Consider the following 14,230-nt stretch of genomic DNA (forward strand, 5'->3'; position numbering starts at 1 on the left):
TCCCCGCTGACAAGTGGGTTCTCGCCGTTGACGGGCACCGGCCATTCCTGGCAGCACGACAACCTTGCCGCTGCTCACAGGCACCGGCCACTCTTGGCCGCCCCTGTGGCCTTGTCCGGCAGTGCGGGGAGCAGCAGCGTGAGCGGCGGACCGTGACCACACCGAGGAGCGGGCGCAGGGTGATCGGCCGACGGCGACGACAACGCCGAGCGATGGCGGAACACACGCCGTCGCGGCAGCACGGCAACGGTGAAGCGACGCGGCGTGTCGGCCCGGGCGTGGGGAACTAGGGAAGCAGGTGACGGAGTGATGAACCAGATGGTTGGCTCGGCGAGTCGTTACGAGGCCGCCGACGCCACGGGTTCCATTCATATCGCGGTGAACCGGCGGGCACTCGTGCTCAGCGTGAGTATCACCGAGGGCTGGCGCAAGAAGCTGGCGCCGGACCAGTTCGCCGATGCGCTACTCGGCGCGTATCGGGAGGCGTTCGAAACGGCGGTCTCGGCAGCGGTCACGCCCGGAGACTCCGGGCGACCGGCGAACCAGGCCATAGCGAAAATTCTGCGCGACTACGACGACGATGACGCCCACGCGGACTGGTACACCGGCGTCCGCGCGAAACTCGATCGCATCAGGCAGCGCCGGAAGGCCATCAAGGAATATGCCGCCGAAGCCAGGGGCGGCTTGCTCGACCGAGAGGTTCGCGGCCCGAACGGATATCTCACCTTCCAGGTGCAACGTGGCGTTCTGGTCGGCGTGACAGCGGCGGCTCCCGCGTTGCGGTCCGCGAGCACCGATTTGCTCCGTGAGGATGCGATGACAGCATTTCGCGCGGCGAACCTGGCCGCCGAACTCTGACAGACCCTGCCGACCAAGAAACAACGAGAACTTGGAAAGGAGCCATCATGCCTGGGTATGAGGTCATCAGCTCAGCGGTGCGCGCCGAAGCACCGAAATGGGACGAGTTCACCGACGTGGTGAAATCGACCCTGACATTCATCCAGGGCGCCACACTGGACACGTCCGCCTTCTTCGTTCTGACCCCCACGGCGGGCATCGAGATCAACCTCGCCCCGGAGACCCATCAGCGGGCGTACGAGAAGGTCCGCGCCTACATGGAATCCGTCCTCCAGGGGGCGGAAAGGGAATTCCCGCAAATCGGTGACGCCTTGGTCAAAGCAGCCAACAAGTACGACGAGGCAGAAGAAGAGGTCGAATTCGACCTCAACGAGATCTGGAACATAGAAAACGACTACCACAAGCCCGCGAAGGGGCCGAGGTAGGTTCCGCTCGTTCGAGCTTCTTGACTATCGCGCCGAGCCGTCGGCGCTTCCGCAGGCGACAAATACGACCGCCACCCAGCATGACCGAATCAACTGACCGAGGAGTCAGCCGTGCCGCCCACCCTTGAGGAACTGGAGACGTCGTGGAACGACTTGTTCTCCGAAGCCAAAGACGCCGTCGGTGACATCGAAGACTATTTCAGGCAGATCGACGACGCCACGAGCGTGGTCGTCGAAACCCTCTCTTCCGCTGTGAAGGAAGGCGTCAAGAAGCTGGGGGAGATCAAGGACGATCTCGTTGCCATGTACAACGAAGCCGAAGCTCATCAATTGCCGGTGATCTCGTTGATGAGGCAGAGCTTCGCCTGGCTCGACAGTGTCAAGAGCCCGATATCTGATCTTTCCCCGAAGGTCACCATCTGGCGCGACCAGAACTTGTCCAGTTGGAAGGGCGGCGCGGGCAGGGCTTACCTGATCGAGAAGACCGGCCAGCAGAGAGCCGCGATCGACGACGCCTGGCAGAACGCGGACAAAATCAGCGCATGGCTGATGGACATCGCGGAACGCAACGTCGATTACATGCTCGAATTCGTCGATAAGCTCGGGGTGATACTCGGCCAATATGTGGGCGCAGCGGCTGCTGCGGGCACGCTGATCGGCATTGCCGAGGCTATCGGCGATGCGGCAGATATGGTCGCTCAGCTCTTTGCCGACATGGTGGACCTGTTGACCGACGTCGCGTCCAGGTTCATGGCAGCGGTGTCCGACGAACGAAAGATCGACAGTATTACGAGCGACAACAGCGCTCTGCCGGGAGGCAAGTGGCCGGAGTCGGTCGTCGGTTAGCCCCCGATCTCCCGTTCGGTAGGCGGACCGGAGAAGCGATCGCGACAGCCGGTCACACCTGGTGCAGCCCCCGGTAGGCGTGGAGGATCTCCTTGACCGCGTCCGTCACCGGGGGCTGTTCGTCGAGCGGGGCCCACAGATACGAGTCGTGTTCGGTCAGGCGAACCGGCTCGGACTTCTCCACATGGGCGGCGAAGGTGAACTGGCGGCTCTTCTTCCCGCTACCCGAGGTGTAGTCGAAACTGCCGAGGTAGGCGACGATGCCGGTCACGGTCAGGCCGGTCTCCTCGGCGACCTCCCGGACCAGCGCGGCGTCGAGCGTCTCCTCCCCTTCCACCTTGCCGCTCGGCAACTCGTAGATTCCGCCCATGAAGTCATCCGCCGGCCGCTTGAGCAGCAAGATCTTGCCGCCGGCCCGCACGACGGCCCCGACGACGAGTTGCCCCACCCCGTCGTTCGCGGCTTGAGCGGTGAGTCCATCGAAAACGCGACCATCGATCACGCCGAGCACCCTAGTAGCGCCCGCTGCTCTTCACCGCCTCGTCGCCGTCCACTGCTGTCGGCGCAGTCCGGAGTACTGCGCCGATGCCCGCTTTCGTCTCGTTCCGGCCTGCGGCCTGCGATCGGCTCCCGCCGCCGCGACGGAGTTCGTGCGGTGTCAGCGCAGGGGAACGTCCACGGCAGTTGGTCGTCCGTGCCCGTGGCACAATCCGCGGCGAGTAGCCGGCGTCAGGTGCGCGTGGCGAGAGGTGTCGTGGGAGGCTGCGTGGCGGAATTCCGGCGTAGTGCCGCACTACCTCACCTGGAGACACGGCGGTCGTGCCAGAAGAACTCCTGCTATCGGCCGCACACCCATGACGCGTTCTCGATCGGCCTGATCGACGCGGGGACCTCAGTGCTCACCGGCCCGCTCGAAGGGCCTGTCCGTCTGGCGGCAGGCGACGTCGTCGTCATCCCCTCGGGACAGGTTCACGCCTGCAATCCCGACGCAGGCAAATGGCTCTACCAGATGATCCACGTGGACCAAGGCTGGGTCGCCTCACTCGCGCCACGCCGGGATGCCTGCCACCTGTTCGCCGGAATCCGTGTGCTGCGCCGCCGCGACCTGCATGAGCGAATCATTGCTCTGAACGACGCGATCTTCGCCGGCGAGGGCCGCGACCCGCTCGAAGCGGGGTTCGCTGCGCTGTTCGAGGCGCTCGGCACCGCCTCCCCCACGCATGTGGTGACGAGCGATGCCGACCCCGAACTTCTCACCCTGCTGCGGCCGGTCCTGCACCGGCTCCGCCATGACGAGTCCAATCCCGCGCTGAGCGAGCTGGCCGAGTCGGTCGGCATGACGAAGTACCAGCTCGTGCGCGCGATGAGGCGAGCGACGGGGCTCGCCCCTTTGGCCTGGCGGCAGAACGCCCGCATCATCCGGGCACGGCACCTGCTCCGCGAGGGCAGGCCCATCGCGGAGACCGCTCACGCGCTGGGATTCACCGACCAGAGCCATTTCCACCGCGTCTTCCGGGCGCACGTCGCCGCCTCGCCGGGCGTCTACCGGAGCTGACCGCAAGAACGTACAAGACCCCGACAGCGCCTGCCTCGATGCTCGACAGGTTCGTCGTCGAGCATCGAGGGGAGAGATGGAGCAGTTCCTCGCCGTCGCCATCGCGCACTTTTTGGCCCTGCTGATTCCTGGTGTTGACTTCTTTCTCATCGCCCGCACCGCGATGACCAGTGGCTGGCGCAACGCCACCGGCGCATGCCTCGGCATCGCCACGTCGAACGGGATCTTCATCATCGCGGCGTTCTCCGGCGTCGCGCTGGTCTCCCACCCGGTGCTGCTGAACGCGATCCAACTGGCGGGCGGGAGCTTCCTCGTCTTCGTCGGAGTCGCGTTCCTCAGCTCGAAAGCATCCATCGACCTCGAACAAGACCCCAGCGCCGAGCGCACCACGTGGTTGAGGAACTTCGGGCTCGGTATCGCCTCCGGGCTGCTGAACCCGAAGAACGCGCTGTTCTATGTCAGCCTCGCCGCGGCCGTCTCCACTGCCTCACCTCCGGCACTGGTGTTCTACGGCACGTGGATGTTCACGGTCGTGCTCGTCTGGGACGTTTTCGTCGCTGTCGTGCTCGGTTCCAGGCGCGCTCTCGCCAGGATGGGCCGTGTTCTGCCGTGGCTCACCAGACTCGCGGGCGGCTTCCTCGTCCTGTTCGGTGGCGGCATGATCGTCAGCCTCGTCGCCCTCCTCCTGGGGTAGGAAATTATGTGAGAAGCTCGGCCATCGAAAAGCAGTCTCCATGAACATCGACGCTTTCCGTTGTTCGCCGATATGTCTTGCCATCTGCGCTGATACGGTGCCGACCTGCCTCGCGTATCGCCGTCGTCCACCGTCAATTTCTGGCGACTCGCCGGCAACGTGCATCTACGCGACAGGCAAAGCCCTCGCCATAGCCCGGTGCTCGGCTCTCAATGCCTTCAGCGTCGAGTAATGCGCGTTGTGGCTGTTTCCCTGAAGGTTCAGCGGTAGGTTCAACCGTTGGATCGCTTCGGACTCTGGTTCCCAAGGCCGGTGGTGCTCAGTCCACGTCACCCGAGCGTGCGAGGCCATCCAGTCACTCAGCTTCTGTTCCCCTTCGGAGGTGAACGTCAACCGCGTACCGCTTCCAACGCGTCGCAGCCTGAGACCGATCTGATCAGCAAGGAGACAACCGAGCGTCAGCCGTAGGGTCGAGCCGTAGGCATTACCGCGGTAGTGGTAGCGAAGACGATGCCGGACCGTCTGTCGGCTCGGAGCCTTGCCGTTGCGGGGCGGCTCGCTCGGGGCAATGCCGATGTACAGCAGCACGCCCGCAGGACCACTGTGGCATCCGCCGGTCGGTACGCCAGGGGGCACCTCGTCGAAGTACCAGGCGTACACCCCGGGGACTTTCGGCACAGCACTCGGCCGCCCGAGCACCTCGTCGCGAGAGAAGACGCGAGAAGGCGAGAGAAGAGCAGTCACGATGTCCGTTGAGTCGTCGAGCACCAGCCCCGCCAATCGGTATCCAACAGCAAAACTGCACCATCTTTACCATGCCACACCAAAGAGCAAAAAAGTCAATGAGTTCCACGATTCACGTCTTGTATCGTGTTCGTCGCGAAAATCTCCGGGAATCCCGCCAGGATCTCAGTTACTATGTCAAGCAGTGACCTTGGTGACCGCTTCGATTTCCGCTTTCCGGAATACCTCCTCGACGGCATTCGTGGTGTCGGCGTCGAGTTCGGTGGCGTAGACCAAGACCTGGAACGGGTCGCCTGCTGTCGTGGCCGCGCCTCCGATCGTGGCCGTGGTCGGCGGGGACGGCACGGAGCCGGTCGCCGACGTGGCGGGTCACTCACACCCACCGGTGACGACGAAGACGACGGGCCCGCATCCCAACCCCAGTGCCGTCCGACCTCGACTCGGTGTTCGTTCCACGGCGAACTGATCGTTGGCAACGGGGCACCAAAACAAAAATCCCAGGCCGTATGACCTGGGACTGTGGCGCGCCCGAAGGGATTCGAACCCCTAACCTTCTGATCCGTAGTCAGATGCTCTATCCGTTGAGCTACGGGCGCATCATCTTCAGTTATACCCGACCGAGGTCGGGGTGGTGCTCGGCGGGTGCCGAGCCCCGGCGGAGGCTCCGGGATTTGAACCCGGGAGGGGGGGTTACCCCCAACCGCATTAGCAGTGCGGCGCCATAGACCAGACTAGGCGAAGCCTCCCAGGTCGCGACCACTGCGTACATAGGTTACACACCCCCGCGACCACCGTTTCACCCACCCCCTTCTTGGGGATGACCTGGTCATTCGCGGCTCGCGTACGCCACGAACGGCCGCAACGCCTCGGGGTTCGCGAGTGCGTCCCGGCTCACGGCGCGGTCAGGATCGACGCCTTTGAGGATCTTCTTCACCGGTACCTCGCACTTCTTGCCGTTCAGTGTTCTCGGCACGGCGTCCACGGGCACGAATCGGTCGGGCACGTGGCGCGGTGACAGTGCCTTGCGCAGCTCGCCGCGCAACCGCGGCTCCAGGACGCGGAGCGACGCCCCTTCGGCCAGGACGAGGAAGCACAGCAGCTCCCCTTCCTCCCCTGCCGACGTGTCGATCACCAGCGAGTCGAGTACCTCGTCGAAGCCCTCGACGACCCGGTAGAACTCGGCGGTGCCCATGCGGACGCCACCTCGGTTGAGCGTCGAGTCGCTGCGACCGTAGATGATCGCCGAGCCCCTTTCGGTGACCTTGACCCAGTCTCCGTGCCGCCACACGCCTGGGAAGTCGTCGAAGTACGCCTCGCGCAGCTTCTTGCCGTCAGGGTCGTTCCAGAAGAACACCGGCATCGACGGCATCGGCTTGGTGAGCACCAGCTCGCCGACCTCGTCCACGACGGGGCGGCCCGCCTCGTCGTACGCCTCCACCGCGGCGCCGAGCATCCGGCACGACAGCTCGCCCAGCCACACCGGCACGTCGGGCGCCGCACCCAGGAACGCCGTGCACACGTCCGTGCCACCGGAGACCGAGCAGATCTGCACGTCGCGCCCCACCTCGTCGGCGATCCAGCGGAATCCTTCCACTGTCAGCGGCGCGCCCGTCGAGCCGAGTGCGCGCATCGAGGAAAGGTCGAACTCCTCGGCAGGGCGCAGCCGCTCCTTGAGGCAGGTCTGCACGAACGGCGCCGACGTGCCGAAGTAGGTGATCCGGTGCTGCTCGGCCAGCCGCCACAGTGTCCGTGGATCCGGGTGAGCGGGGCTGCCGTCGTAGAGGACGACGGTCGAACCGACGAGCAGGCCGGAGACGAGGAAGTTCCACATCATCCAGCCCGTTGTCGTGAACCAGAAGAACCGCTCGCCTTCACCGAGGTCGCAGTGCAGGGCCAGCGTCTTCAAGTGCTCGACCGTGATGCCGCCGTGCCCCTGCACGATGCCCTTCGGCAAGCCGGTCGTGCCGGACGAATACAGCACCCACAGCGGGTGATCGAACTCGACAGGGTCGAACTCCAGCTCCGCGCCGACGTGCCGGGCGAGCAGCGTGTTCCAGTCGAGGGCGCCCTGCACACGCCCACCGCCTTCGTAGTCCACGACGACCGTGGCTTCGAGGCCGGGTAGCTGCGACCGCAGCCGTTCGATGGTGGGCCGAACGTCGAACGACCGCCCGTTGTAGACGTAGCCGTTGACGGCGATCAGCACCTTCGGTGCGATCTGCGCGAAGCGGTCGGTAACCGCGCGTACCCCGAAGTCGGGCGAGCACGAGGACCACGTGGCGCCGAGGCTCGCGGCGGCGAGGAACGCCACCAGCGTCTGCGGGCAGTTCGGCGCCAGCGCGACCACCCGATCGCCCTTGCCGACACCGAGTTCGCGCAGCGCGGCTCTCGCCGAGGCCACCTCGGCGCGCAACCTGCCGTAGGTGATCAGCCGTTCGACGCCGTCCTCACGCCGAAAGACGACAGCGAGTTCGTCGTCGCCCTTCTCCGCGCCCGCGAGCCCGCGCAGCGCGTGCTCGGCGTAGTTGAGTGTGCCGCCGGGAAACCAGCGCGCGCCCGGCATGCGCTGGTCCTTCAGCACCTCGCCGGGGGCGTCGTGCCACCGCACACCGAAGTACTCCGCCACCGCCGACCAGAATCCGGGCAGCGAGTCCACCGAGTACGACCACAACTCGCCGTAGTCGGCGACGCTCACCCCGCGCGTTTCGCCGAGCCAGCGCCGGAAGTCCGCGATGCGACTGCCCTCGACCTGCTCAGGTGCAGGCCGCCACAGAACCTCGGGAACGCCGGAGAGGCCCTCGGCAACGTCAGCGTCGTCAGCACTCATGGCCGCAGACTAGGTCAGGTCAGGCACTGATCGCGTCGTCTGTTCGGCACACATTCGCCCCGGCTGAGATGTGTCCCGGACACGGTGTCGTGGGCACCCGAGAGCGCCGTTCGCGGGGCGCGTCCGCTGCACTTTCGGTTCAGCGCAGGTGCGCGTCGAACCAGGACAGCGTCCGCTGCCACGCCTCGGCCGCCGCCTCGGGATCGGTGTCGAAACGGTGGCTCGCGCCCGCGTAGCACACGACGTTGGTGGCGACCTTCGACTTCCCGGCCTCCTCCTTCAACGTGTTCAGCTCCGCCTGCCCCGCCTCGTCGCCGTTGTCGCCGTAGAGGCCGAGCCACGGGCTGACGAGCGAGCCCGCGATGTCCACGAGTGCCGGCAGCCCCGTGGTGGCGGGCGAGCTGATGCCCCGGCCACCGACGCTCACGGCGGCACCGAGCTCGCGATTCGCTGCCACCACCAACGCCGCCGTGCCACCGAGGTCGAAACCGACGACGCCCACCTGATCACCACGCACACCTCGATCGACCAACCACGCCAGTGTGGTGTCCGTGGCGGCGAGCAGGGACGCGCCGAGGACGCCGTCGGGGCCGTCACCGTCGATGTGCGGCGCTGCCGCGAGCCAGCCCTCGGCCGCGAGCGAGGCGACCAGCAGCCGCGCGGCATCGGTCACGCCGCCCACCTCGTGAAGGACAACAAGCCCGCCACGCACGGCGCCGTCCGGTTCTGCATAGGTCAACCTCAGCGCGCGCCCGTCTTCTCGCTCGTAGTCCTGCGTGTGCGTGTGCGTCTGCGTCATGTGCCTACTCAACCACCGTGGGTACACCCCAGGTCAACGTGAGCTGGCAGATACCGGCGGCGAGCAGGGTAGGTTTGTCGCGACCCGTTCTCGATGCCGAGGAGCCGTCATGTCCGCGATCCCGACACGCGCCGACCTCGCCGCCCTTCCCGCCTACGTTCCGGGACGGACCGTCCCCGGGGCCATCAAACTCGCCAGCAACGAGGTCCCCGGCGGGCCACTGCCGAGCGTGGCCGAGGCCATCACCAGGGCGAGCAGGGAGATCAACCGTTACCCCGACATGGGCGCATGGGCTCTCGTCGAGCGCCTTGCGAGCGAGTTCGACGTGCCGACCTCCCAGGTGGCCGTCGGCTGTGGCTCGGTGTCGCTGTGCCAGCAGTTCGTGCAGGCACTGTGCGCCCCTGGCGACGAGGTGCTGTTCGCGTGGCGTTCCTTCGAGGCGTACCCGATCGTCACGCAGGTCGGTAACGCCACACCGGTGCGCGTTCCACTGACGCCGTCGCACACCCACGACCTCGACGCCATGCTCGCGGCCATCACGCCGAAGACCCGGCTCGTGTTCGTGTGCAACCCGAACAACCCCACGGGCACGGCGGTGCGCACCGAGGAGCTGACGCGCTTCCTCGACGCCGTTCCCTCCGATGTTCTCGTGGTGCTCGACGAGGCGTATCGCGAATTCGTCACCGACCCCGACGTGCCTGACGGCATGGAGTTCGCCCGCACCAGGCCCAACGTGGCTGCGCTGCGCACGTTCTCGAAGGCGTACGGGCTGGCCGGTCTGCGGGTCGGGTACGCGGTGGCGTCGGAGCCGGTGATCGAGGCGCTCCGCAAGGTGTACGTGGCGTTCAGCGTCAACGCGCTCGCCCAGTCGGCCGCGCTCGCCTCCCTCGACGCGAAGGACGAGCTGCTCGCCAGGTGCGCCGAGATCGTCGGCGAACGCACGCGCGTGCGCGACGCGCTTCTCGGCATGGGATACGAGGTTCCCGAGACGATGGCGAACTTCGTGTGGCTGCCGCTTCGCGAGCGCACGGCCGAGTTCGCCGAGCACGCCCTCGACCACAAGATCGTGGTGCGCCCGTTCGCGGGCGAGGGAGTGCGGGTCACCATCGGCACGGCCGAGGAGAACGACGTCTTCCTGGAAGCCGCGCGCGCCTACCTGGCGTGAGTCGCTTCCCCGGCGGCCGGGGCGGCGGGCGAGGACTCCGGCCGCCGCCCTTTCACAGCTGTCTGACGATTCACAGCTGTCTGACGACGAGCTGCACCATCGCGGCAAGACCGACGATCACGATGACGGCCCGAAGCGCGGTGGGCGAGAGCCTGCGTCCGACCTTGGCGCCGAGCAGCCCTCCCGCGACGGAGCCGACGGCCAGCAGCGCGACGACGATCCAGTTCACGGGCGCCACGAAGGCGTAGACGGTGCCTGCCACGACGTTGACCACGGCCGACAGCACGTTCTTCACGGCGTTGAGCCGCTGGAGCGTCTCGTTGAGCAGCATGCCCATCACAGCCATCAACATGACGCCCTGGGCTGCGGTGAAGTAGCCGCCGTACACGCCGATCAGGAAGATCAGGCCGAGCACGAGCCATCCGCCGTAGGCTGCCTCCGCCGCACCCGACTGCTCGCGCTCCTCACGCCTGCGGAGGACCCAGCTCGACACCTTCGGCTGCACGATGACGAGCACCACGGCGAGACCGACGAGCGCGGGCACCACGGTCTCGAAGGCATCGGCCGGCAACGACAGCAGCAGGACAGCCCCGCAGAGCGCGCCGATCAGTGACGCGGGTGTGAAGCGCAGCAGCCGCGTCCGCTGTCCGCGCAACTCGTGCCGGTAGCCGACGGCACCGCTGATGCTGCCCGGGGCGAGCCCGATCGCGTTCGACGTCGTGGCCGTCACCGGCGGGTAGCCGAGCGCCACCAGTACGGGGAACGTCACGAGCGTTCCCGAGCCGACAACCGCATTGATCATTCCCGCCCACACACCGGCCACGGTGATCACGACGGCATGCCACCAGATCATGCTGCACCCACGCGGGCAGACGATAGGCAACCCGGAGGGAAAAGGCTCTTCCAGGCATGGAAAGCGTGGGCGGAGTCACCGCACAGGTCGGCGTTGTGGATCTCCAACCACGTTTCACCTCACCCCCATTCGGGTAGTCACCGGCCAGTCGGTCGGCCCCGTCGGCCGGGCAGTCGTGGGCACCGAGGAGGCACGAGTGAAGACCACGAGGTTGCGCGAGCTGATCACGGCCGATGGCCCGTTCGCCTCGGTCTACTTCGACGACACCCACAACACCGAAGACGCGGCCAAACAGCGTGAGCTGATCTGGCGGGAGCTGCGCGACGACCTCGCGGAGCAGGGCGCGGGTGAGCGGTTGCTCGACGCGATGGAGGGCGCCGTCTTCGGCAGCGCTCCGCCCGTGGGCCCCGGTGGGCGCGCGGTCGTGGCCGCCGAGGGGAAGGTCCTCCTCGAACAGCAGCTCACCGAACCTCCCGCCCGCCCCGTGGCCAGGGTCTCGGAGCTGCCGTACCTGCTTCCCCTCGCCGAACACGGTGAGCACCCTCCCCCGCACGTGGTCGTGGTCGTGGACCACGTGGGGGCCGACGTCACAGCCGTTGACGAGCACGGCACCGTCGTCGATGCGCGTACGGTGGAGGGGGACGACACCCAGGTCCACAAGGTGCCGGGCGGTGCATGGGCGCACCGCAACATCCAGGCGCACGTCGAGGAAGTCATCAGGCGCAACATCGAGAAAGCCGCCGAGCACGTCGGGTCGATCGCCCGCCGCATCGGCGCCACGCTCGTCGTCATCGCGGGTCAGGCGCCTGCTCGCAAGGCGCTCCTCGATGCGCTGCCGCCCACGGTGCGGCATCATGCCGAGGAGGTCGGGCCCGGCGCGCGCAGGGAGAGCGTTGGTCACCACGAACTCGAATCACGTATCGACGACCTTGTCGCCGAGGCCACTCGCCGACGCAGGGACGAGGTGACCGAGCGGTTCGAGTCGGCCTACTCCATGCCGCAGGGACTGGCAGTGCAGGGCTTGGAGGCCGTCACCTCGGCGCTGCGGGAACGCAACGTCGAGACCCTTCTCGTCGGCGACCCAGGGGACGCGGAGGTCCTCACAGGCCCCGATCCCTCACTCGTCGCCGTGCAGGAGGAAGAGCTCAGGCAGGAACACGGGGTCGCCGAGGTCGGGCGGGCACGCGCCGACGAGGCCCTCGTGGTGGCGGCGGCGACCGTCAGCGCCGACGTGGTGTCGGTTGGCGGCAGCGCGACACTCGCCGACGGATTCGGCGCCATCCTGCGACACGACTAGACACACGGCACACGGCACACGGCACACGGCACACGGCACACGGAAGAAGAAGCAGGAATGACTACGACGATCGCTAATGTGAGCGGGGAACTTTGAACGGTCGGCAGAACACCGAGGTGACAGTGACCGAGACCAAGCCGCCGACGAGCAGCATCGGCGCGCAGGACGACATCGAACTCCGGCTCGGCGCGAGCCTGGTGCACCTACCCATCATCCGGTCGGTCGCCGCGAGCATCGCGATGCGAGTGGATTTCGACCTGGATTCCATCGCCGATCTGCGGCTCGCGGTTGACGAGGCGTGCTCGACGCTCATCACCCGCGCCGTCCCGGGCAGCACGATGGTCTGCCGCTTCACGATCGACGAGAACCAATTGCTGTTCCGGGGCGCCGTCACCTCGGGCGAGGCGGAAGCCCCCAGCACCACGTCGTTCGGCTGGAAGGTGCTCACCACGCTGGCGGACTCGGCCTCGGCTTGGGCGGAGGAGAACACCGAGGACGGGCAGGGGACCTGGATCCACATCGAGCTCGCGAAACGGAAGCCGGCTTTTACGTGACCGAATCGACCACACAAGGATCGCGGGCCGCGTCGGACGACTACCAGCACCTGACGCCGCTCTTCAAGGAGTTCGCCTCCCTCCCCGAGGACGACCCTCGCCGAGGTGAGCTGCGGGACAAGCTGGTGACGGGACACCTCCCGCTCGCCGAGCACATCGCGCAACGGTTCTCCGGCAGAGGTGTCGCGAAGGAAGACCTCGTGCAGGTGGCGCGGGTAGGTCTGATCAACGCGGTTGACCGCTTCGACCCCGCGCGCGGGTCGGATTTCCTCTCGTTCGCCGTTCCCACGGTGATGGGAGAGGTGCGAAGGCACTTCAGGGACACCGGGTGGGTCATCCGGGTGCCCCGGCGGCTGAAGGAACTGCACCTCTCGATCAACAACGCCAGCACCCAGCTCTCCCAGCGGCTCGGGAGGGCACCTACTCCCAGTGAGATCGCCGAGCACCTCGGGCTCACCCCCGAAGAGGTCTACGAGGGGCTCGAGGCCGGCAACGCCTACCACTCGATGTCGCTGGACGAGGTCCTCTCCGCGGACACCGAGAACCTCGCGCTCGGCGACACGCTCGGCGAGGAAGACGCGGCTCTCGCTGGCGTCGAGAACCACGAAACCCTCCAGCCGCTGGTCAGGCAGCTTCCCGAGCGGGAACGGACCATCCTGGCGTTGCGGTTCGTGCACAACATGACCCAGACCCAGATCGCGGAACGGGTCGGGATCTCGCAGATGCACGTCTCCCGGCTCCTCGCCCGCACGCTGAAGAAGCTGCGCGAGGGACTCGTCGAAGAGGACAACATCGGTTGAGCGACGGTTGAGCGATCCGGGCGGTCAGGTGGTCCCTGGCCGCGCCGGTTCGGCTTCCGCTGCTGACCCACCCGAACGGCGTAGCCGGGGGTTTCGGCGCGCCGTCACCCGCCCGAGTTGTCACATATCGTGACACGCTCTCTTCTTGATGCACTGAACGGCGAATTTCCACGACAGGCCGCTGTCTCTCGACGGGCGGTGGGTGTACCCCGGTGGGGGCGCACTCGCGGTTCATCCGCACAACACCGGAGGGGTGCCGTGTTTTCGCAGTTCACAAGCGGGTATGTTCGCGTGCATGGCGGACCGGGACGCGCGTGGCGACATGCCCGCGACACCCAGCCCACGGCAGTCGGCAGAAACTCGTGGGTTGACCGAGTCACGGCCACAGCAGTCACTGTACGTAGTCGAGCGCCAGGAGGGTGGCCCTCACTACGAACTCCGGTTGCGGCTCGGCGACGTGACGTCGTGCTGGGTGATTCCCGAACCTCCTTCGCCCGCTCCCGGCGGCAAGCTGCTCGCCATCCGCATCCCGGACTCCAAGGCACGCCGGGGCGAGGAGTCCCAGGTCTGGGACACGGGCACGGTGGGCAATCTCGGTGACCGCCCGTGGGAACCCGCGCTCGCCGAGGGACGGCTCTCGCTCCACCTGCGCGGCGGACGGCTCGACGGGGTGTTCGTCCTGGTCCGCGCCCACCGCAGCCCCGACCACGAACAGTGGCTGCTCGTCACGAAAGCGACCGGTGGCGACCGCGTTCCGGGGCCACGTTCGGCGGCCACGGTCGCCGACGAGCCGTGGACCGTGGCCTGAGGTGG

Annotated in this window: 16 protein-coding genes and 2 tRNA genes; 10 read left to right on the top strand and 8 right to left on the bottom strand. The window is 66.9% G+C overall.

The window, feature by feature from the left end:
- Window positions 1-309 precede the first annotated feature (309 nt).
- The 3 genes from SACXIDRAFT_RS09005 to SACXIDRAFT_RS09015 all read left to right on the top strand — a co-directional run bounded on the left by SACXIDRAFT_RS09005 (window position 310) and on the right by SACXIDRAFT_RS09015 (window position 2,129).
- A complete protein-coding gene (locus tag SACXIDRAFT_RS09005; protein WP_006238238.1) occupies window positions 310-858 on the top strand; it encodes a hypothetical protein in 549 nt (182 codons plus the stop codon).
- Window positions 859-905: 47 nt separating this feature from the next.
- Window positions 906-1,283, top strand: a complete 378-nt coding sequence (locus tag SACXIDRAFT_RS09010) for a hypothetical protein (RefSeq protein WP_006238239.1) — start codon at window positions 906-908, stop codon at window positions 1,281-1,283.
- A 111-nt stretch (window positions 1,284-1,394) separates the two neighbouring features.
- Window positions 1,395-2,129: a hypothetical protein gene (locus SACXIDRAFT_RS09015; RefSeq protein ID WP_006238240.1), complete on the top strand. Its 735-nt coding sequence runs from the start codon at window positions 1,395-1,397 to the stop codon at window positions 2,127-2,129.
- Window positions 2,130-2,181: 52 nt separating this feature from the next.
- Here SACXIDRAFT_RS09015 and SACXIDRAFT_RS09020 read toward each other — a convergent pair whose 3' ends face one another.
- Complete coding sequence (locus tag SACXIDRAFT_RS09020; protein ID WP_006238241.1) at window positions 2,182-2,631, bottom strand: NUDIX hydrolase; 450 nt, start codon at window positions 2,629-2,631, stop codon at window positions 2,182-2,184.
- Between the two features lie 264 nt (window positions 2,632-2,895).
- Between SACXIDRAFT_RS09020 and SACXIDRAFT_RS09025 the strand changes: the two genes are divergently transcribed.
- A complete protein-coding gene (locus SACXIDRAFT_RS09025) occupies window positions 2,896-3,684 on the top strand; it encodes a helix-turn-helix transcriptional regulator (protein ID WP_006238242.1) in 789 nt (262 codons plus the stop codon).
- 76 nt (window positions 3,685-3,760) lie between these two features.
- A complete protein-coding gene (locus tag SACXIDRAFT_RS09030) occupies window positions 3,761-4,378 on the top strand; it encodes a LysE family translocator (RefSeq protein WP_006238243.1) in 618 nt (205 codons plus the stop codon).
- 165 nt (window positions 4,379-4,543) lie between these two features.
- On the opposite strand, the gene SACXIDRAFT_RS23755 is transcribed toward SACXIDRAFT_RS09030, so the two are convergent.
- The 6 genes from SACXIDRAFT_RS23755 to SACXIDRAFT_RS09050 form a co-directional block, all read right to left on the bottom strand.
- Window positions 4,544-5,146 carry a GIY-YIG nuclease family protein gene (locus SACXIDRAFT_RS23755; protein WP_006238244.1) on the bottom strand — a complete coding sequence of 201 codons (603 nt, stop codon included), beginning with the start codon at window positions 5,144-5,146 and terminating at the stop codon, window positions 4,544-4,546.
- A 153-nt stretch (window positions 5,147-5,299) separates the two neighbouring features.
- A complete protein-coding gene (locus SACXIDRAFT_RS23035; protein ID WP_006238245.1) occupies window positions 5,300-5,467 on the bottom strand; it encodes a hypothetical protein in 168 nt (55 codons plus the stop codon).
- A gap of 175 nt (window positions 5,468-5,642) precedes the next feature.
- Window positions 5,643-5,718 (bottom strand) — tRNA-Arg (locus SACXIDRAFT_RS09035).
- A gap of 60 nt (window positions 5,719-5,778) precedes the next feature.
- Window positions 5,779-5,868, bottom strand: a tRNA-Ser gene (locus SACXIDRAFT_RS09040).
- 80 nt (window positions 5,869-5,948) lie between these two features.
- Window positions 5,949-7,949, bottom strand: a complete 2,001-nt coding sequence (locus tag SACXIDRAFT_RS09045; protein WP_006238246.1) for an acetoacetate--CoA ligase — start codon at window positions 7,947-7,949, stop codon at window positions 5,949-5,951.
- A gap of 139 nt (window positions 7,950-8,088) precedes the next feature.
- Entirely contained in the window at window positions 8,089-8,748 is a 660-nt protein-coding gene (locus tag SACXIDRAFT_RS09050) for a dienelactone hydrolase family protein (RefSeq protein ID WP_006238247.1), read from the bottom strand.
- A 109-nt stretch (window positions 8,749-8,857) separates the two neighbouring features.
- Here SACXIDRAFT_RS09050 and hisC point away from each other — a divergent pair, with 109 nt between their 5' ends.
- Complete coding sequence (gene hisC / locus SACXIDRAFT_RS09055; protein ID WP_006238248.1) at window positions 8,858-9,913, top strand: histidinol-phosphate transaminase; 1,056 nt, start codon at window positions 8,858-8,860, stop codon at window positions 9,911-9,913.
- Between the two features lie 70 nt (window positions 9,914-9,983).
- Here hisC and SACXIDRAFT_RS09060 read toward each other — a convergent pair whose 3' ends face one another.
- Complete coding sequence (locus tag SACXIDRAFT_RS09060) at window positions 9,984-10,766, bottom strand: sulfite exporter TauE/SafE family protein (RefSeq protein WP_006238249.1); 783 nt, start codon at window positions 10,764-10,766, stop codon at window positions 9,984-9,986.
- Between the two features lie 196 nt (window positions 10,767-10,962).
- Here SACXIDRAFT_RS09060 and SACXIDRAFT_RS09065 point away from each other — a divergent pair, with 196 nt between their 5' ends.
- The 4 genes from SACXIDRAFT_RS09065 (at window position 10,963) to SACXIDRAFT_RS09080 (ending at window position 14,225) form a co-directional block, all read left to right on the top strand.
- On the top strand, window positions 10,963-12,063 hold the full coding sequence (locus SACXIDRAFT_RS09065; RefSeq protein WP_006238250.1) for an Rv2629 family ribosome hibernation factor: 1,101 nt from the start codon (window positions 10,963-10,965) through the stop codon (window positions 12,061-12,063).
- Window positions 12,064-12,185: 122 nt separating this feature from the next.
- Window positions 12,186-12,617, top strand: a complete 432-nt coding sequence (locus SACXIDRAFT_RS09070) for an ATP-binding protein (RefSeq protein ID WP_006238251.1) — start codon at window positions 12,186-12,188, stop codon at window positions 12,615-12,617.
- Window positions 12,614-13,417, top strand: coding sequence for a SigB/SigF/SigG family RNA polymerase sigma factor (locus tag SACXIDRAFT_RS09075; protein ID WP_006238252.1), 804 nt, complete (start codon window positions 12,614-12,616; stop codon window positions 13,415-13,417). The genes SACXIDRAFT_RS09070 and SACXIDRAFT_RS09075 overlap by 4 nt, the downstream gene beginning before the upstream one ends.
- A 367-nt stretch (window positions 13,418-13,784) precedes the next feature.
- On the top strand, window positions 13,785-14,225 hold the full coding sequence (locus SACXIDRAFT_RS09080; RefSeq protein WP_198284308.1) for a DNA polymerase ligase N-terminal domain-containing protein: 441 nt from the start codon (window positions 13,785-13,787) through the stop codon (window positions 14,223-14,225).
- Window positions 14,226-14,230 lie beyond the last annotated feature (5 nt).

It is taken from the genome of Saccharomonospora xinjiangensis XJ-54, from assembly GCF_000258175.1.
Classification (GTDB): domain Bacteria; phylum Actinomycetota; class Actinomycetes; order Mycobacteriales; family Pseudonocardiaceae; genus Saccharomonospora; species Saccharomonospora xinjiangensis.